At 40.9% G+C, this 14,937-nt stretch carries 13 protein-coding genes and 1 pseudogene; all 14 read right to left on the bottom strand.

The genetic code is table 11. The features are described from left to right. Positions 1–13: 13 nt before the first annotated feature. Positions 14–1,162, bottom strand: coding sequence for a polysaccharide biosynthesis C-terminal domain-containing protein (locus QVD32_RS08930; protein ID WP_021892669.1), 1,149 nt, complete (start codon positions 1,160–1,162; stop codon positions 14–16). Positions 1,163–1,173: 11 nt separating this feature from the next. After that, positions 1,174–2,196, bottom strand: coding sequence for a polysaccharide biosynthesis protein (locus tag QVD32_RS08925; RefSeq protein ID WP_008861603.1), 1,023 nt, complete (start codon positions 2,194–2,196; stop codon positions 1,174–1,176). Positions 2,197–2,210: 14 nt separating this feature from the next. Beyond that, positions 2,211–3,443: a glycosyltransferase gene (locus tag QVD32_RS08920; RefSeq protein ID WP_021892670.1), complete on the bottom strand. Its 1,233-nt coding sequence runs from the start codon at positions 3,441–3,443 to the stop codon at positions 2,211–2,213. Positions 3,444–3,477: 34 nt separating this feature from the next. Continuing rightward, a complete protein-coding gene (locus QVD32_RS08915; protein ID WP_021892671.1) occupies positions 3,478–4,566 on the bottom strand; it encodes an EpsG family protein in 1,089 nt (362 codons plus the stop codon). Then, on the bottom strand, positions 4,563–5,813 hold the full coding sequence (locus tag QVD32_RS08910; protein ID WP_021892672.1) for a glycosyltransferase: 1,251 nt from the start codon (positions 5,811–5,813) through the stop codon (positions 4,563–4,565). Before QVD32_RS08910 ends, QVD32_RS08915 begins: the two co-directional genes overlap by 4 nt. Continuing rightward, positions 5,806–7,170 (bottom strand): lipopolysaccharide biosynthesis protein, encoded by a 1,365-nt coding sequence (locus tag QVD32_RS08905; protein ID WP_021892673.1) that lies wholly within the window; start codon positions 7,168–7,170, stop codon positions 5,806–5,808. The genes QVD32_RS08910 and QVD32_RS08905 overlap by 8 nt, the downstream gene beginning before the upstream one ends. Further along, complete coding sequence (locus QVD32_RS08900) at positions 7,157–8,314, bottom strand: glycosyltransferase family protein (RefSeq protein ID WP_046412659.1); 1,158 nt, start codon at positions 8,312–8,314, stop codon at positions 7,157–7,159. Before QVD32_RS08900 ends, QVD32_RS08905 begins: the two co-directional genes overlap by 14 nt. Further along, positions 8,302–8,826: a UpxY family transcription antiterminator gene (locus tag QVD32_RS08895; RefSeq protein WP_021892675.1), complete on the bottom strand. Its 525-nt coding sequence runs from the start codon at positions 8,824–8,826 to the stop codon at positions 8,302–8,304. Before QVD32_RS08895 ends, QVD32_RS08900 begins: the two co-directional genes overlap by 13 nt. A gap of 352 nt (positions 8,827–9,178) precedes the next feature. After that, a complete protein-coding gene (locus QVD32_RS08890) occupies positions 9,179–9,505 on the bottom strand; it encodes a hypothetical protein (protein WP_021892676.1) in 327 nt (108 codons plus the stop codon). A 291-nt stretch (positions 9,506–9,796) separates the two neighbouring features. Next, positions 9,797–11,116 carry a sigma-54-dependent transcriptional regulator gene (locus QVD32_RS08885; protein ID WP_008861593.1) on the bottom strand — a complete coding sequence of 440 codons (1,320 nt, stop codon included), beginning with the start codon at positions 11,114–11,116 and terminating at the stop codon, positions 9,797–9,799. A 2-nt stretch (positions 11,117–11,118) separates the two neighbouring features. After that, complete coding sequence (locus QVD32_RS08880) at positions 11,119–13,551, bottom strand: hybrid sensor histidine kinase/response regulator (RefSeq protein ID WP_021892677.1); 2,433 nt, start codon at positions 13,549–13,551, stop codon at positions 11,119–11,121. Between the two features lie 102 nt (positions 13,552–13,653). After that, positions 13,654–14,226, bottom strand: a complete 573-nt coding sequence (locus QVD32_RS08875; protein ID WP_021892678.1) for a hypothetical protein — start codon at positions 14,224–14,226, stop codon at positions 13,654–13,656. After that, the gene (locus tag QVD32_RS08870) at positions 14,186–14,710 is read right to left on the bottom strand and encodes a hypothetical protein (RefSeq protein ID WP_118687278.1); all 525 of its coding nucleotides are present in this window, start codon (positions 14,708–14,710) and stop codon (positions 14,186–14,188) included. Before QVD32_RS08870 ends, QVD32_RS08875 begins: the two co-directional genes overlap by 41 nt. 4 nt (positions 14,711–14,714) lie before the next feature. Next, a pseudogene (locus QVD32_RS08865) lies at positions 14,715–14,937 on the bottom strand (hypothetical protein); the annotation flags it as partial.

Here is a 14,937-nt window from a genome sequence, read left to right as displayed (position 1 = left end):
ATATTTTGATTTTTCACTCGTCTTTCACTACCGGTTCGAAATAAGTATCGCTATCGGTAGGATCATACCATTCGTTTATCCAAAACTGAGCATATAAAATCTCATCGCCGATATTCGATATATTATGTGTGTACCACACCGGCATATCCACATAAGCCGGTTCTTCCCCGTTAAGATAATAATCCAGTACTTCGTCTGTTCCAACCTTCCGGAGCTGAATTCTCGCTTTTCCCTTAATCACTACAAACCGCTCCATCTTGCGAGTGTGATAATGATTTCCCCTTGTAACACCGGGAACGGTGGTAGAAAAACTCACTTGGCCACCCACCCCGATTTTTACGGTCTCGACGAAACTACCTCGTACATCGGTATGTTGAACCAATTTCACCGGGAAATAGCTTTCCATATCAATATAGCTACGAAATGTATTAAACAAATTCATTTCATGGATATTATTCAAAGGAGGAATAATTCCCTGCTCGAAATACAATTTTTTAAAATTTTCAAACAAACCGAGAACTTCACTCACCTTCATCTCGAAATCGCAGGCTACATCGTCCCGCTCGACAAGCGAGGGTACGGTGCGACTTCCCATCTCCCTTATTTTATCACAAATATGACGGCATAAACTACCCACATAAATCAAATTTACCTCATTGTCTTGTAATACCGTGGGGGAATCGCCGTGAGTCAATTTATACCCGAACGTGGCTATGAACGAATTATAATTAGGCTTCCCAAACGGACCGAAAACATTGGGAACTACCATTCCTGTAAAAGATGACCCATTACGCACAGCCCATTCTTCCAACAATTTACGACCATCACTCTTACTACGACCATACTCATTATCCCGTTCCTCTTGTATGCTCGACGAGAATAAAACATAAGGACGAGAATTTGTCGTTTCCATAGCCTCGATTAGCTGTTTTACCAATCGCATATTCGTCTCGTACAAAACATGCGCATCAGTATGACGGTTTACCGCCGCCAAATGTACAATAACATCACAACTCTTTACAAACGTTTTCAGACGTTCTACATCGACAAAATAATCATCTTCGAATGGAACTCTCTCAAATTCTCCGGGATAAAGTCCCAACGTATTATATAAATGAGTACCGACAAACCCAGACTGCCCGGTAATACCTACCTTTATCATAATTCTACCCACTAATTGAGATTCAAATCTTCCCGTACGATATCGAGCTTCAACAATAATTGTTTCATTTCTTCTACATCGAGTCTGTGAGTATTGTGCGAATGATAGTCTTCTATTTGAGAGACCACCTCGCTACCTTCGACAAAAAATTTATCGTAATTCAAATCTCGACTATCGCATGGAATACGATAATAATTATCCATATCCTCTGCCCTCGCCATCTCCTCGCGAGTAACCAAAGTTTCATAGAGCTTCTCCCCATGCCGTGTACCGATAATTTTCACGGGAGTATCTTTGCCATACAATTCTTTCAACGCAGTAGCCAAAGTAACCAGCGTAGCCGCCGGAGCCTTCTGTACGAATAAATCGCCATTACGGCCATGCTCAAACGCATAAACTACCAAGTCGACAGCATCATCGAGCGTCATCATAAACCGTGTCATGTTGGGATCCGTGATCGTTATTACCGCATTGTTTTTCATCTGCTCGATCCATAGCGGAATCACAGATCCCCGACTCGCCATCACATTTCCATAACGAGTACAACAAATTGTCGTTGTCGCAGAATCACCCAACTGGCGTCCTTTGGCAATCGCCACTTTTTCCATCATGGCTTTACTTATTCCCATAGCATTGATGGGATAGGCCGCTTTATCGGTAGACAATACAACAACATTTTTCACACCATGCTCCACGGCCGAATCCAATACGTTCTCCGTGCCAAACACATTCGTACGCACAGCCTGCATAGGGAAAAATTCACATGAAGGAACCTGTTTCAAGGCAGCTGCCGAAAACACATAATCGACCCCACTCATAGCGCTATCTACACTACGCTTATCCCGCACGTCACCGATATAAAACTTAACCTTCGGGTTCTGTAATCGATGCCGCATATCGTCTTGTTTTTTCTCATCACGGCTAAATATGCGTATTTCACCGACATCGCTATCCAAAAACCGCTTTAACACAGCATTGCCAAAGGATCCTGTTCCTCCGGTAATAAGCAATATCTTATCTTTAAAAATAGACATGATTATATATTAAATTAAGATTCGACTATTCTTTCTATTAAATCGACCAATTTTTTACATTGATTCTTAGGTGACTTTTCTGTCAAGATAAATTTTCGAGCCCTCATTCCTAATGAACGCAAAACCGCTCTATCCATATTCAGTATCTCATCAATCTTTTTAGACAATGCTTCGTCCGAGTTATCTTCCACCGTAAAACAATATTCATAATATTCATCTGGAATACCAGCGAGCTTATACAACAGAACTGGCGTACCGGAAGCTAAATATTCAATAGTTTTCGAGGGAAACGAATATTTGGTAAATTCCCCTTCGGAAGTACGAGGATTAACTAATAGTGTCGCCTTTTGCTGTAACACAAGAATCTCTTCCCGAGGTAACTGCCCCTTATAAGAAACTCTATTATCCATCTTCACACATTCTAAAACGGTATTTCGAGAATCCCCGTCACCGCAAATGACCAACCGATAACTAGGATTTTTTAACATCATAAAGGCTCTCAATAAAGTCACTATACCATACCGAGCATCTAACGTCCCTGTATAAAGAAGAATTTTTTCATCGCTTTGTTCCATACAAATCCCACCGTCGAGAAAATGGTTGTCGAACTCCGAATAATACATACCTTCTATAACCGAAACGGCCTTACCTTTTACCGGTAATCGTTCCTGCATATATTTACTCAATAACACATAACCGTCCACATCTTCATACAACTTATTTTGTATTCTCCTGTTTATATGATGGAAAATCGATTGGATAAACGATTTTTTAGAGTCCATGTATTCAGGCAAATCTGGAACAATAAGTACAACCTTAGTATTCTTATATTTACGTTTAATATCTACCGCTGCTTTCAGAAAAGGAGTATGAATACTATACACAATCAAAACTGTCGTATCTCCGTAGGACGAACCATACCACCTCCTTATCGACCTCTTCATACAAATCCATCGGCTAATCAATTTATATCCAGTATAATTGCAAAAACCGACATTCGTCAAATTTACCCATTTCGAGATTTTTTCATTTGAATACGATGTATAGAACGGTTTTCCATAACGTTTAGGATAAGAGCCTATAAACGGAGCATTAAACAACTCGCATTTAATATTTTGCTCACTGATTCCTTTCACATAACCCCATTCTAAGGCATCCGCAGCGAATTGTATCGGCCCCCGGCTATTCTTTATAATCTCATTCCGATTATCCTTCGGGAATAACCCCATTAAAAAAGCGACTCTCATACTTTGACAAGGAATAATTTGCCTTTCTCACAAATTATCGCCAAATAAAAGATTCAAAAATAGTATGATATTCTATGAACGAATCTCTCCAAATTTCGGAATTGAAAAATGAGAAGAAGTCATAAATAGTGAAAAACATAATTACAAACAGTGTTCCTGCCCGTACAATTCTATTATTGATCGTACGAATCATCAGCGGATAAGTTGCTATCATTGACACTTGCAAATACATACCTATCCGAGCAATAAGTTGAGCGATAAAACCTAACGGAACGAAAAGAAAAGAAAGGGCGGTTATTTTGAAAATCAATCCGTCCTTTCGATCTTGTCTTTTTTCATAATACAATATCATGCTCATGATGATAATCTGATAAACAAAGCCTATTCCCGACTCTAATTTCGATTCTTCTTTCCCTTCTTCCAGATAATAGGTATATTTTCCCAAACCCGTTACAGAAAGAGTATTTTCAATTATAGATGTAACAATATTCTTGAACAACAGAATAGCAAAAAAGAGAACAACGCCAATAATCACCCCCTTCTTACCCATTCTCCAATTCACAAATCCAAGAAAAACTATCGGTAACAATATTTTGGCGCTACTGTGAAACAATGAGGCAAATAAAATAAATAACGCTGCAATGATGACCTTCTTTTTATAAATATAAGGAATGGACAACAAAACTATGCACATAGCCAAAGTCTGACGCATCATAGACGATTGCGTAAGCATGAAATTAGGATTAAATACATAAATAAATACAGCGAACCAATACCATTCTTTCGGTATATATTTCTTGATAAACCAATAATAAACAGATATTTCAAATGCAGTAAGGACAATGACTAATGAAAAAAAGCCGAATGGTTTGAATATCCGATACAAGAATATCCAACCGACTTCCCATCGTTCGTTAGGATCTGAATAATTAAATTCATCGATCGAATTATATACTGTAAATTTGTCTATATATTGACGATAGTCGTTTCCCCATTCATAGCGTATCGCAAGGAAAACGAATAATATGGTCATCGCTGCGCCAAAGCCCCAGCTCAATCGTCTGTAACGCCCCAAATAGGCCAAAAACACACATATTAAACCAATAACGATCGTCTCAATCATACCTTTTTCGGAACAAGCGCCTGTTCATATAATTCGACATATTTCTCATACTGGCAAAATTTATCATACCGGGTTTGCGCCACTTCCCGACACGCCTGCGAATAAAACGATTTACCCGTCTTACAAACCTGTCTTATCGCCTCGGCCAGTCGCTCCATATTTCCGGTTTCTACAACTAAGCCCGTATCAGAGTCTACCAATTCAGGCAACGCCGTATTGTCATAGACCACCGCCGGTGTACCACAAGCGAACCCTTCCACAATAGTAAGTCCGAAAGTCTCTTGGTACGACAAACTCGTCACCACATCTGCCGCCGAATAAATAAGAGCCAGTTCATCAAGATTCTCTGTTCGCTCTACCCCGATGATACCATCGGGTATATTGTTTTTCTGCTCAGAGGTTATCCCCACCAAAACGACCACGAACTGATCGGCCGGCAATAATTCCCTCAGTTTATAATAATCATATAATCCCTTTGACACACTCCAATGAGAACTTACCCCCACAATCATGAAGCGGTTGCCACAACCATACTTTTGTTTAATGGCTTGTATATCGGTACGAGGATAGAATCGAGTACTGTCCACTCCGTTGGAAATAACCTGTACAGGTACAGAACCGACAACCGAACTTCTCACTACGCCCGACAGCCACTCCGAGACTGTAACAAAAGTCAGATTCGGAACAGAAGTTATATATGCTTCTTTCTTTCTTAACACCCACGGCATAGTACGGAACACCCCTTTTAATTCCCCGCCCGTATCACTATTACCACATCTCGGACATCGATAGCAACCAGTTTTCCAATTTTCGCATTTATTGTACACGAAATGAGTACACCCCCCAGTCACGGCCCAACAGTCGTGAAGGGTCCAAATAACCGGAATACCCGCTTTTTTCAAAAAAGAGAAAAGAAGTGGCAAATTCAAAAAATTCTGATGAATATTATGCAAATGAATTATATCGGGAGCTATTTTCTTTATTTTTCTGATAAATAACTTCGTCTCAATCCAAGAACCGAATCCTTTCAAATTGAGAATACGGGAAAACAAATAGGTATGTATAATATACGATATAACGCTTTTATTAATTCTAATCTCCTCACATGAGCAAGGATTCGATTCGCTTGCGTATGCAAAATAGCACTGCCAACCATGTTTTACCGCAATCTCCCCTATCTCGGCCGCAATCCTGCCGGTTGACCACAAATTGGCATAAGTATTGACGATCAACAGTTTCTTACCCATTTTGAAAAGCCTCTTTATTCAACATTTTCAACTGCCTGTTCATCACCACAGGTTGCCAGACACAGTAGGGCAATAAACCTACAATCGTAGCTGTGATTACAATCGTCCACGGAATCCACGAAGAAAATAAAACGATAGCTACGACTTTGAAGAGTACAGCCCATAAAAAACCATACAACTGGCATTTAAGCGTGCCTAAACCATTAACGACACTCGTCAAAACCGATACCCAAATCATCACACACCCCAATAGGGCAAACAGCAATGCAGCGGACAAATTCACCTCGATAGCCTTTTCGCCTAACCAAAATTCCAATATCGGGTCAAGAAATGGAATGATAGCCAATTGAAACAATACAGCAATACCAGCGACAAAATACAGAAAACGGACCAACTTGATTATCCAATCGTAACGTTTTTCTACAAATGCTTTCGTCACAGCCGACCATACCGGAATCAGAGCCAAAGACACAAATGTACCGGCGATTGAAAAGATCTTTATATATATCTGGTATTCTACAACGAAAGACGGATCGAAAAAGTAGGATATAAAAAACTCGTTGGTTACAGTAATTATCATGTATAACAACTGCAAAACAAGGAACAAAATTCCCAACGACAAAACACCAGTGGCTTTATCCCACCGAAAGTACTTGAACGACGGCAAACATTCTTTCAGGTCTTTTGCAAAAACAATTATTGTCGCTACCAATAACGGCAAACACCCTGTAACAGCCTGCACCCAAGAAATCGTTACAAAATCTCGTTCGACATCTCCGGTTGGATCATATACCCACAGAAAAATCAATAATAAAACGGTAGAAAGCAGATTCAAGAAATTAGGTAACGCCGATTTCTGCAAAGCATACAAAATAGAGATAATCAATTTCAGAAAGAAAAAACACAATACGCCACATAAAGCGATAACAACCCCTTTACGCAAACTCTCTGGCGATATGCTTTGTTCCGAAATATTGAAAACCGAATTCCAATCTATATATCGGCTTATTATAAATGCTAAAAACGAAATAAATACAGTGACACCTCCCATCAAAATGTAAGAAGATGATATATATTGCCGGGCACTTTCATAGTTTTTCAAACTCAAATCGGCCGTCAAATGATTCCGCAAGCCATTGCCTATTCCCAAATCAAAGACTTGTATCCATGATAAAACAGAGCACATCGTGAACCAGCACCCTAATACGGTATTGTCATCGAAATAGTTCAGATAAAGAGGAAACAAGGCAAAAGAAACCAAAAAGCCGAACCCTCGAACAAGGAAAGAGCCCAGTACATTGTTAATTAGGTTTTTATTACCTATGTATTTCCCTTTTATATCACTAAACTCTATCACGGAGAAACAAACTCAATTGTTCTACAAACCTATTATCCAAAGACTGTACCACCGCCCGCGTGTCAAAAGGATTATCCAAATCCACATTCAATATGGCATTTGCTATATCGCTGGGTTCTTGTTTCTGATAATAATAAATATAACCCGAAATTCCATAAGCTCGCCGTACCGCTTCTATATCGGCAGAAACGACTTGCAAACCATTCGACATATAAGATAATATTTTCGACGGAAACGAGGTATTATTAAACGCCGCATCAGGATTCTGCGTGCTCAGGCCAATCTGACACGTCTGTAAAAAATCTATATATGCACTCCCTTTCAGTACCCCATCATAGGAGACTACCGCACCGCCTTTGCCCGACATCTCTTCACACAGCTCTTTAATCGCCTGTATCTCTCCCGGATTCCCGAATCCAAGTATATGAACTCTATATGTAGACGGCAAGGACGCCGCCACACCCGCAGCCGCCATAGCTCCGCCTTTATTGGGATCAAGTGTACCAGAATAGACAACATGCACCTTATTGTCTCCGTGCCGTTCGCTCATCACAGGCACACACCGATAAGTCCCATAAATAACTAAATGAGGCTTCTTTTGCCTATTTACTTTATCATTCAGAAGATCGGTCGAAAACACAAACTTATCCGCAACGTCTATCATCTTGCATTCCCAACGTTCCATATACCGAGGAACAGGAGAAACATCTTGATAAATCTCTTCTACTTCGAGAATCAGTTTGAATTTCTTTATTTTTTTTGCCAGCAAAATCACATTGTAATAATACAAAGAATGGTATACCCATATAGACTCTCCTTTTTTAACACAAAAAAGAAGATAACTCAATAATTGCAATACCCCCCAAATAAGTCGCAACAAGACTAATATTTTAGATCGACAACGAAACGACGAGAAAAATCTCGTTTTCACATGAGGCTGTCTCTCTTCAACCCGAGACTTATACCATCGAAACGTCCCGCTTTCTATACATGCCGATGCCGAAACTACCTCTACGTCATATCCGATTCTTACAAGAGATTCAATGATATAATCCATTTTATTAGCCGCAGCAACGCTATAATTCCGCGCTATCCCAGAATCGGCAAAATCATAAAATGAAATATATTTAATCACCGGTCGCATATCTTTTCCAAATATCCCCCCGGTATAAAAACCGTAGCGATTGAAAATAAATTTTCGAGACGAACCACCACTCGACGATGGCCTGCAATGCGGATTAACTCCCCTTCGATTCCGGCAAAAGTCCCTGCGACCACACGTACCCGATCTCCTCGTTTTAAATCATGGGGAAACAATTCTATCTCATTTTCATGACGGTCTACCAAATAGATAAAATCCTCCATTTGCTTATCGGGTACACGTAAAAGCGAACGAGTGGAAAAATCCCGCAAATATCTCATAGGATACCCATATTCGTTAATCAACTCAATGCAACTTTTTTTATTTCCTCGAACAAATATCAACCCGTTCACAAAAGGCTCTTCTACTTTTTTTCGCTTCCCGTTAATCTCCTTTACGACTTGATGGAAAGGTACAAAATGCTCTATACCCATACGGGCAAGAAGGTCTTTGATCTTACGTTCCTGCCGATACGTTTTCGCTACATACCACCCGATACTGTCGTTTTCCACCATTGCTATTTTAGTTTAGGCAAAGCCTAAGCTTCCAGACAACAATACGTTATCCTCGATAAAATCAGCCTCTCCCTCGAACTTTTGCACTTCTTCCTCTTAAACAGAGTTATAAAATACAAATTCTATTGTACAAATATATGTAAAATGCATGGATTATTTAGAATTATTTATTTAGTTATTATTACTAATCATATTATATATTCACGACATTCTATCTATCTAACTAAATATTAGAAAATTAAATCCCGATACCTCCTTATAGGAGATATCGGGACCATCATCATCTTCACTAAAACAGATAAAAAATAAGAACGTTTTTTAGGGTTAGCCTATAAAATATCTTTCACAAAAGTTATCTGATAGAAAATATCTTTTGAACGTCTTCTTTTTTAGGCTCCTGCGAAGGCACACTATCGGTTTTAGCCGGTTCTTCATTCATATAAACCGATGAAGTCTTGGGTTCTTCTTTCTTGGGTTCCTGAGACGGCACACTGTCTGTCTTAGCAGGTTCTTCGCTCATACAAACCCAAGCTGCCTCTGATTTAGGCTCCTCTTTCTTAGGTTCTTCGGTTGGGACACTATCTTTCTTTACAGGCTCTACATTGGAATCTTGTGCATACAAACCAAGAGTAGATACTCCCATCATAAACACAGCTACTGATAACATTAACTTTTTCATAATTCTAACTTTTTTAGTTATACATTCTATATTCCATTCTTCGACTATAAAACAACAATCGTTATGCCAACACTTCCAAAGAATACACAAACAACTGATTATAAATAAATTAAATAAATAGAATACAAAAATCTTATGTGGAAATTTGTAGAATAAAAAGAAAAAGGGTGTGGAAAAATTCCACACCCTTTTATCCTCAAATACAGTGAGAGATAAGTGCAAAGGCAAGCGGAAATAAGATTTCCGACTTGACTATGACGAACCGTATCCTATATTCTACAAATATATAAGTTACTCGATTTGATACAATTTCAACTTGTTATACAATGTCTTTCTATCTATGCCTAACATTGCAGCCGCTTTACTTTTATTACCCGAACATTTCTGTAATGCCGATACAATCTTAGTCCGCTCACTATCCGGATCGTGTAAAATATTTATCGGCTTGTCTATATTCATGTCTATGCCCAAATGTTCCACACGTATGGGATTCCCCTGAGCAAGTAAAGCCGCCCTCATAACAGTATTACGCATTTCTCTTAAATTTCCCGGCCAAGTATATTGAGAAATCCGTTCCATCGCTTCCGGCAAAAATCCGGGAACAGGCTTTTCGAGTTCTCGATTGGCTTGATCCAAAAAGAAATTAGCAAACAACGGTATATCCTCACCTCGTTCGCACAAATGCGGCATATAGATCGTAAATTCATTGATTCGATGATACAAATCTTCCCTAAATGCACCTGATTTTATAGCCGCCTTCAAGTCTTCATTTGTCGCAGCAATCAACCTCACATCGACTTTTACTTCCGTTGTAGTCCCGATGGGCTTCACTCTGCGTTCTTGCAACACACGTAGCAACTGTACCTGAACATCGTAACTCAGATTTCCTATTTCATCAAGAAAGATCGTTCCACCATCTGCTTCTATAAAAGCACCGACTTTATCCTCAATCGCTCCCGTAAACGAACCTTTCTTATGCCCGAAAAATTCAGAAGCAGCCAATTCTTTCGGAATGGCTCCACAATCGATGGCGACAAACGGTTTCTCCGAACGTTTACTTAATTGATGTATCCGTTTAGCCACATATTCCTTTCCTGTCCCACTGGCCCCATTGATCAGCACAGACATAGAGGTCGGAGCCACTAACTTCACATAAGTATACAATTGACGGGCAGCTTCACTCTGCCCCTCTAAATAATTTGTTTCCTCCGGTACAGATTCAGACACAGGAATCTGTTTCCCAGTCTTGACACCCGCATTAAAAACCTCGTTAATCTTTTGCAATAAATCTTCCGGATTCACCGGCTTAGATATATAATCTCTCGCACCGAGTTTCATCGCCTGAACAGCCGACGGGATAGCCGCGTAGCTCGTCATTACGATCAAAGGAACATTTACATTCCGATTGCTCACCCATTCCAACAAATCGATGCCGTCTCCATCAGGCAAACGTAAGTCGCAAAGCACCAAATCGACCGAACTTTCAATAAGAGTTTTTTTCGCTGCTGCAATTCCCGAAACAGATGCTACCGAAAATTTTTTCTTGGAAAGCCACGTCTGCAACATAACAGCAAATGTCGTATCGTCTTCTACAATGAGAATATGCTTCATAATTATTCCTCCTTTGCCAATACCAATTTAAGGCCTGTACGTATTTTCTCAGCATAGACCAACAACTTATCAAGATTTCGAGACAGCTCATCGGTCCACTTATGCGCACCTTCCTCTTCCAATCGAGACAACACCGGCAACATATCCGAAATTTTCAACATGGCGAAAATCGGTTGCCACTTATGAGCAATACGTGATACCACAATCCCATCGCGACGAGCCGCGGCCCCTTTCAACTCCTCTATCTGGCTATTTATCTCCTGAAAGAATGTCTCCAATATTTTCCGGCGAGCCTTCGCATCATCTTCGGCAAAAGCCGTAAGAGCCGCAAAATCATACGGAGCCTCTCCTCTTTCACCCTCATCTTCTATCTCACGGGGAGTTGCCTCTTCATTCCAAATCCCCGATAAACAAAAAGATAATTGCGCCAACGAAAAAGGCTTGTGTAAAATTCCCGAAAAACCTTCCGAAAGGAATTGGTCTGCATCGCTCCTCGCCGTAACCATTACAACCGGAAGCTTTCTCGCCAGAGCGATATGAGACTCCCTCAAAAATTTCAAAAAACTCACTCCGTCCATTTCCGGCATCTGCATATCGGTAAACAAAGCATCGAAATGCTCATGTTCCAGATAACCCAAAATCTCCTCGGCCTTCATGCAGGCAACCGATTCTATACCCAATTGTTTCAACTGATTCTCAAAAAGTGTCAATTGTAATTTATCGTCATCGAGCAATAGGCAACGTTTCCCCGAAAAAGCCTTCGTATCACCGGTCTTCTCCGAGACTTCTTCCAATGGAATTTCCACGGTAAACGTACTGCCAACACCCTCCACACTGCGGACATCTATACGCCCGCCCATCAAATCGACGAGCTGTCGAGTAATAGCCAACCCCAATCCAAACCCCTCGACTCCCTGTGCCGAAGAAAGCCGTGTAAAAGCCTGAAATATATGTTCCAAATCATCTCGGGCTATTCCCCGTCCCGTATCGCTAACCGAAAAAACAAGATATCGGACACGCACAAACACATGAATCGTCACCGTACCCCGGGCTGTAAACTTCAAAGCATTGGACAACAAATTATCGACAATTTGCTTAATCCTTAACGGATCGCCCGAAAAATTGGCATCGGCCGATTTCTCAACTTTCAATATCAGATTCAGTTGTTTCTTATCCGCCACAGGTTGCATAGCAGATACTATTTTATCGAATAATACTTTGGGGCTGAAAGCAATACGATTTATATCCAATTTATGAGATTCCAAACGGTGAAAATCGAGCAAATCGCTTACCAGCGAAAGCAAATGATCCGACGATGCCTTCATGTTTTGCAAATAGAACTTTTGCCGTTCGGTATTATCCAGCCTCATCATCAATTCCACATATCCGATAATAGAACCGAGCGGAGCCTTAAAATCGTGCGTTATAGTCAACATCAACTTTTCCCGGGCCTCCAATAAATCTTCGGCTCGTCTCCGAGCTTCTTCCAATGCCCTACGGAAACGATCGTCCCTTAACCAACCTTTCCAAACCAATACCCCAAAAATAACCGCCAATAAAATAGCACCGGAAGCCACAGCGACCAAAGCTCTCATAGACTCCTGACGAATCTGTTCATTTCGTTCTTGTATCTTCTCCGATACAATAAGTTGCTCTCGTTCAAAGCTATTCATCAGACGATTGATCTGACCGTTCAACCGTTGATTATCGTTTCTCAATCGCCACCGCTCCCGTTCGAGAGCCTGTTGAGACAACTCCCGGATCTCGTTATAACCGCTTTCCATCGCTTTCAAATCGGCAGCCAACGAATCGCTCAACGCTCCTATACGTTTCGATTCTATCCGAATGCTATCTAACCGAGTAGGTGCTTTCCCCGAAATAGCATCGGCTATTCGTCCGAACACATTTTTACGGCGGCGTTTCTCTATCAGCGAATCGCTCTGTCGAACCAATCTTTGCTGACGATTCTGAATAAGGATCAACGAATCTTGCTGTTTCATCATATCCTCTATTTTCCGGTTTTGCTCCTCGGCCACATCGATCGTGGTTCCCATCAATCGCCGTATAACCGCATTTTTCCGATTCAGCAGACCGATAATACTATCGATTCGGGACAGCTGGACAGAGTCCGATGTAATACGACGTAACGAATCCACACATGTTACGGCATCATTCGTCACTCTCCTATATACCGGATAATCCGAAAACTGTCCCCAAACGAGCGATTGTCCCACCGTCTCCGCTCTATACAGAGACGATAAAGCGGAAGACATCTCCTGACGTTTCAGCCTCATATCTGCCTCGACCGCTTTTATCGATACCAACAAATTTATCTCATGATACACAAACCACGAAGATGACAACAAAACGGCAATAAGCAACAGATATCCCCAAAGAGCTTTATTACGGGTCGATTTTCTGGAATAAGATGCCATAATTCATTATTTGGTGGTGAAGATAAAACATTTTCACAAAACCTATTCACACTCGTCCTTCAATTTTTTATGCAATTACGAGACTTACTCCTATTCTTCACGCTAATAATATAGCGAAAAAAAATACTCCGTGTACATGCTATCATATTTATCCGGTTCATGCTCCATTATATACGTGCTTCCACTCCAATCGGAATTCATGCACATCGCAATAATCTCCCGTGCGGGGAAACTGTCGACATCTTCTAATATCCCCTTTCTAAACATTACCTCCACAGTTTCCAACTCACCCGTACGAAGAGAAAAAACGAGCCACACACGTACGGATCCTCTCTCCAAAGGATAATCTCGCAAATACTCCTCCCTAATCTGCTTCCTCAGCGCAAAGACACGGGGCTCTATCACCCTATCCCGATAATGAAACCAGTCCGGCGCAACAGCTTTCTGCTCTGAATATACCCGGGGATAGTTCAATGGCCGAGCCATAATATGCGTTTTGGAATATTCGTACAGAAGCAAACTGTCTGCCGATACGTAACTGTTCAAGCACTCGTCTTTGCTCCCGGCTGCCGTGGAGAAAAAAATCCCCACAGCACAGACGACGACCGAAAATATCTTTTTGAAATCCATGACACTAATATAACGGGAAAATATATCCGGTGTACATGTTATCATATTTATCCGGTTTATGCTCCATTATATATGTACTTCCACTCCAATCGGAGTTCATGCACATCGCAATAATCTCCCGAATGGGGAAACTGTCGGTATCCTCTAATACATCTCTTCGAAACATTAGCTCCACAGTTTCCAACTCACCCGTACGAAGAGAAAACATGAGCCACACACGTACGGATAGCCTCTCCAAAGGGAAATCTCGCAAATACTCGTCCCAGATTCGCTTCCTCAGCGCAAGAACACGAAGCTCTATCACCCTGTCCCGATAATGAAACCAGTCCGGCGCAACGGCTCTCTGCTCAGAGAATACCCTGGGATAGTTCAATGGACTAACCCAAATATGAGATTCGTAATATTCATACAAGAGCAAACTGTCCGCCGATACGTAACTGTTCAAGCATCCGTCTTTGCTCTCGGCTGTCATGGAGAAAAAAATTCCCACAGCACAGACGACGACCGAAAATATTTTTTTGAAATCCATGACACTAATAGGGTGAAAAAAGATAGCCGGTGTACATATTATCATATTTATCCGGCTCATGCTCCATTATATATGTACTTCCACTCCAATCGGAGTTCATGCACATCGCAATAATCTCCCGTGCGGGGAAACTGTCGACAACCTCTAATACCTCTTTTAGAAACATTAACTCAGCAGTTACCAATTCACCCGTACGAAGAGAAAACATGAGCCACACACGTACGGAT

The sequence above is a fragment of the Barnesiella sp. genome (assembly GCF_022723415.1).
Taxonomy (GTDB): domain Bacteria; phylum Bacteroidota; class Bacteroidia; order Bacteroidales; family Barnesiellaceae; genus Barnesiella; species Barnesiella intestinihominis.
Note: the sequence above shows the minus strand (reverse complement) of the source record. Positions and strands in the feature narration are given on the sequence as shown.

What these genes read in the sequence shown, in the direction of transcription:
- QVD32_RS08930 (WP_021892669.1), bottom strand. Translation starts at nt 1,162, where the DNA reads ATGATAAAGGTAGGTATTACCGGGCAGTCTGGGTTTGTCGGTACTCAT.
- QVD32_RS08925 (WP_008861603.1), bottom strand. Translation starts at nt 2,196, where the DNA reads ATGTCTATTTTTAAAGATAAGATATTGCTTATTACCGGAGGAACAGGA.
- QVD32_RS08920 (WP_021892670.1), bottom strand. Translation starts at nt 3,443, where the DNA reads ATGAGAGTCGCTTTTTTAATGGGGTTATTCCCGAAGGATAATCGGAAT.
- QVD32_RS08915 (WP_021892671.1), bottom strand. Translation starts at nt 4,566, where the DNA reads ATGATTGAGACGATCGTTATTGGTTTAATATGTGTGTTTTTGGCCTAT.
- QVD32_RS08910 (WP_021892672.1), bottom strand. Translation starts at nt 5,813, where the DNA reads ATGGGTAAGAAACTGTTGATCGTCAATACTTATGCCAATTTGTGGTCA.
- QVD32_RS08900 (WP_046412659.1), bottom strand. Translation starts at nt 8,314, where the DNA reads ATGCGACCGGTGATTAAATATATTTCATTTTATGATTTTGCCGATTCT.
- QVD32_RS08895 (WP_021892675.1), bottom strand. Translation starts at nt 8,826, where the DNA reads ATGGTGGAAAACGACAGTATCGGGTGGTATGTAGCGAAAACGTATCGG.
- QVD32_RS08890 (WP_021892676.1), bottom strand. Translation starts at nt 9,505, where the DNA reads ATGAAAAAGTTAATGTTATCAGTAGCTGTGTTTATGATGGGAGTATCT.
- QVD32_RS08885 (WP_008861593.1), bottom strand. Translation starts at nt 11,116, where the DNA reads ATGAAGCATATTCTCATTGTAGAAGACGATACGACATTTGCTGTTATG.
- QVD32_RS08880 (WP_021892677.1), bottom strand. Translation starts at nt 13,551, where the DNA reads ATGGCATCTTATTCCAGAAAATCGACCCGTAATAAAGCTCTTTGGGGA.
- QVD32_RS08875 (WP_021892678.1), bottom strand. Translation starts at nt 14,226, where the DNA reads ATGATAACATGTACACCGGATATATTTTCCCGTTATATTAGTGTCATG.
- QVD32_RS08870 (WP_118687278.1), bottom strand. Translation starts at nt 14,710, where the DNA reads ATGGATTTCAAAAAAATATTTTCGGTCGTCGTCTGTGCTGTGGGAATT.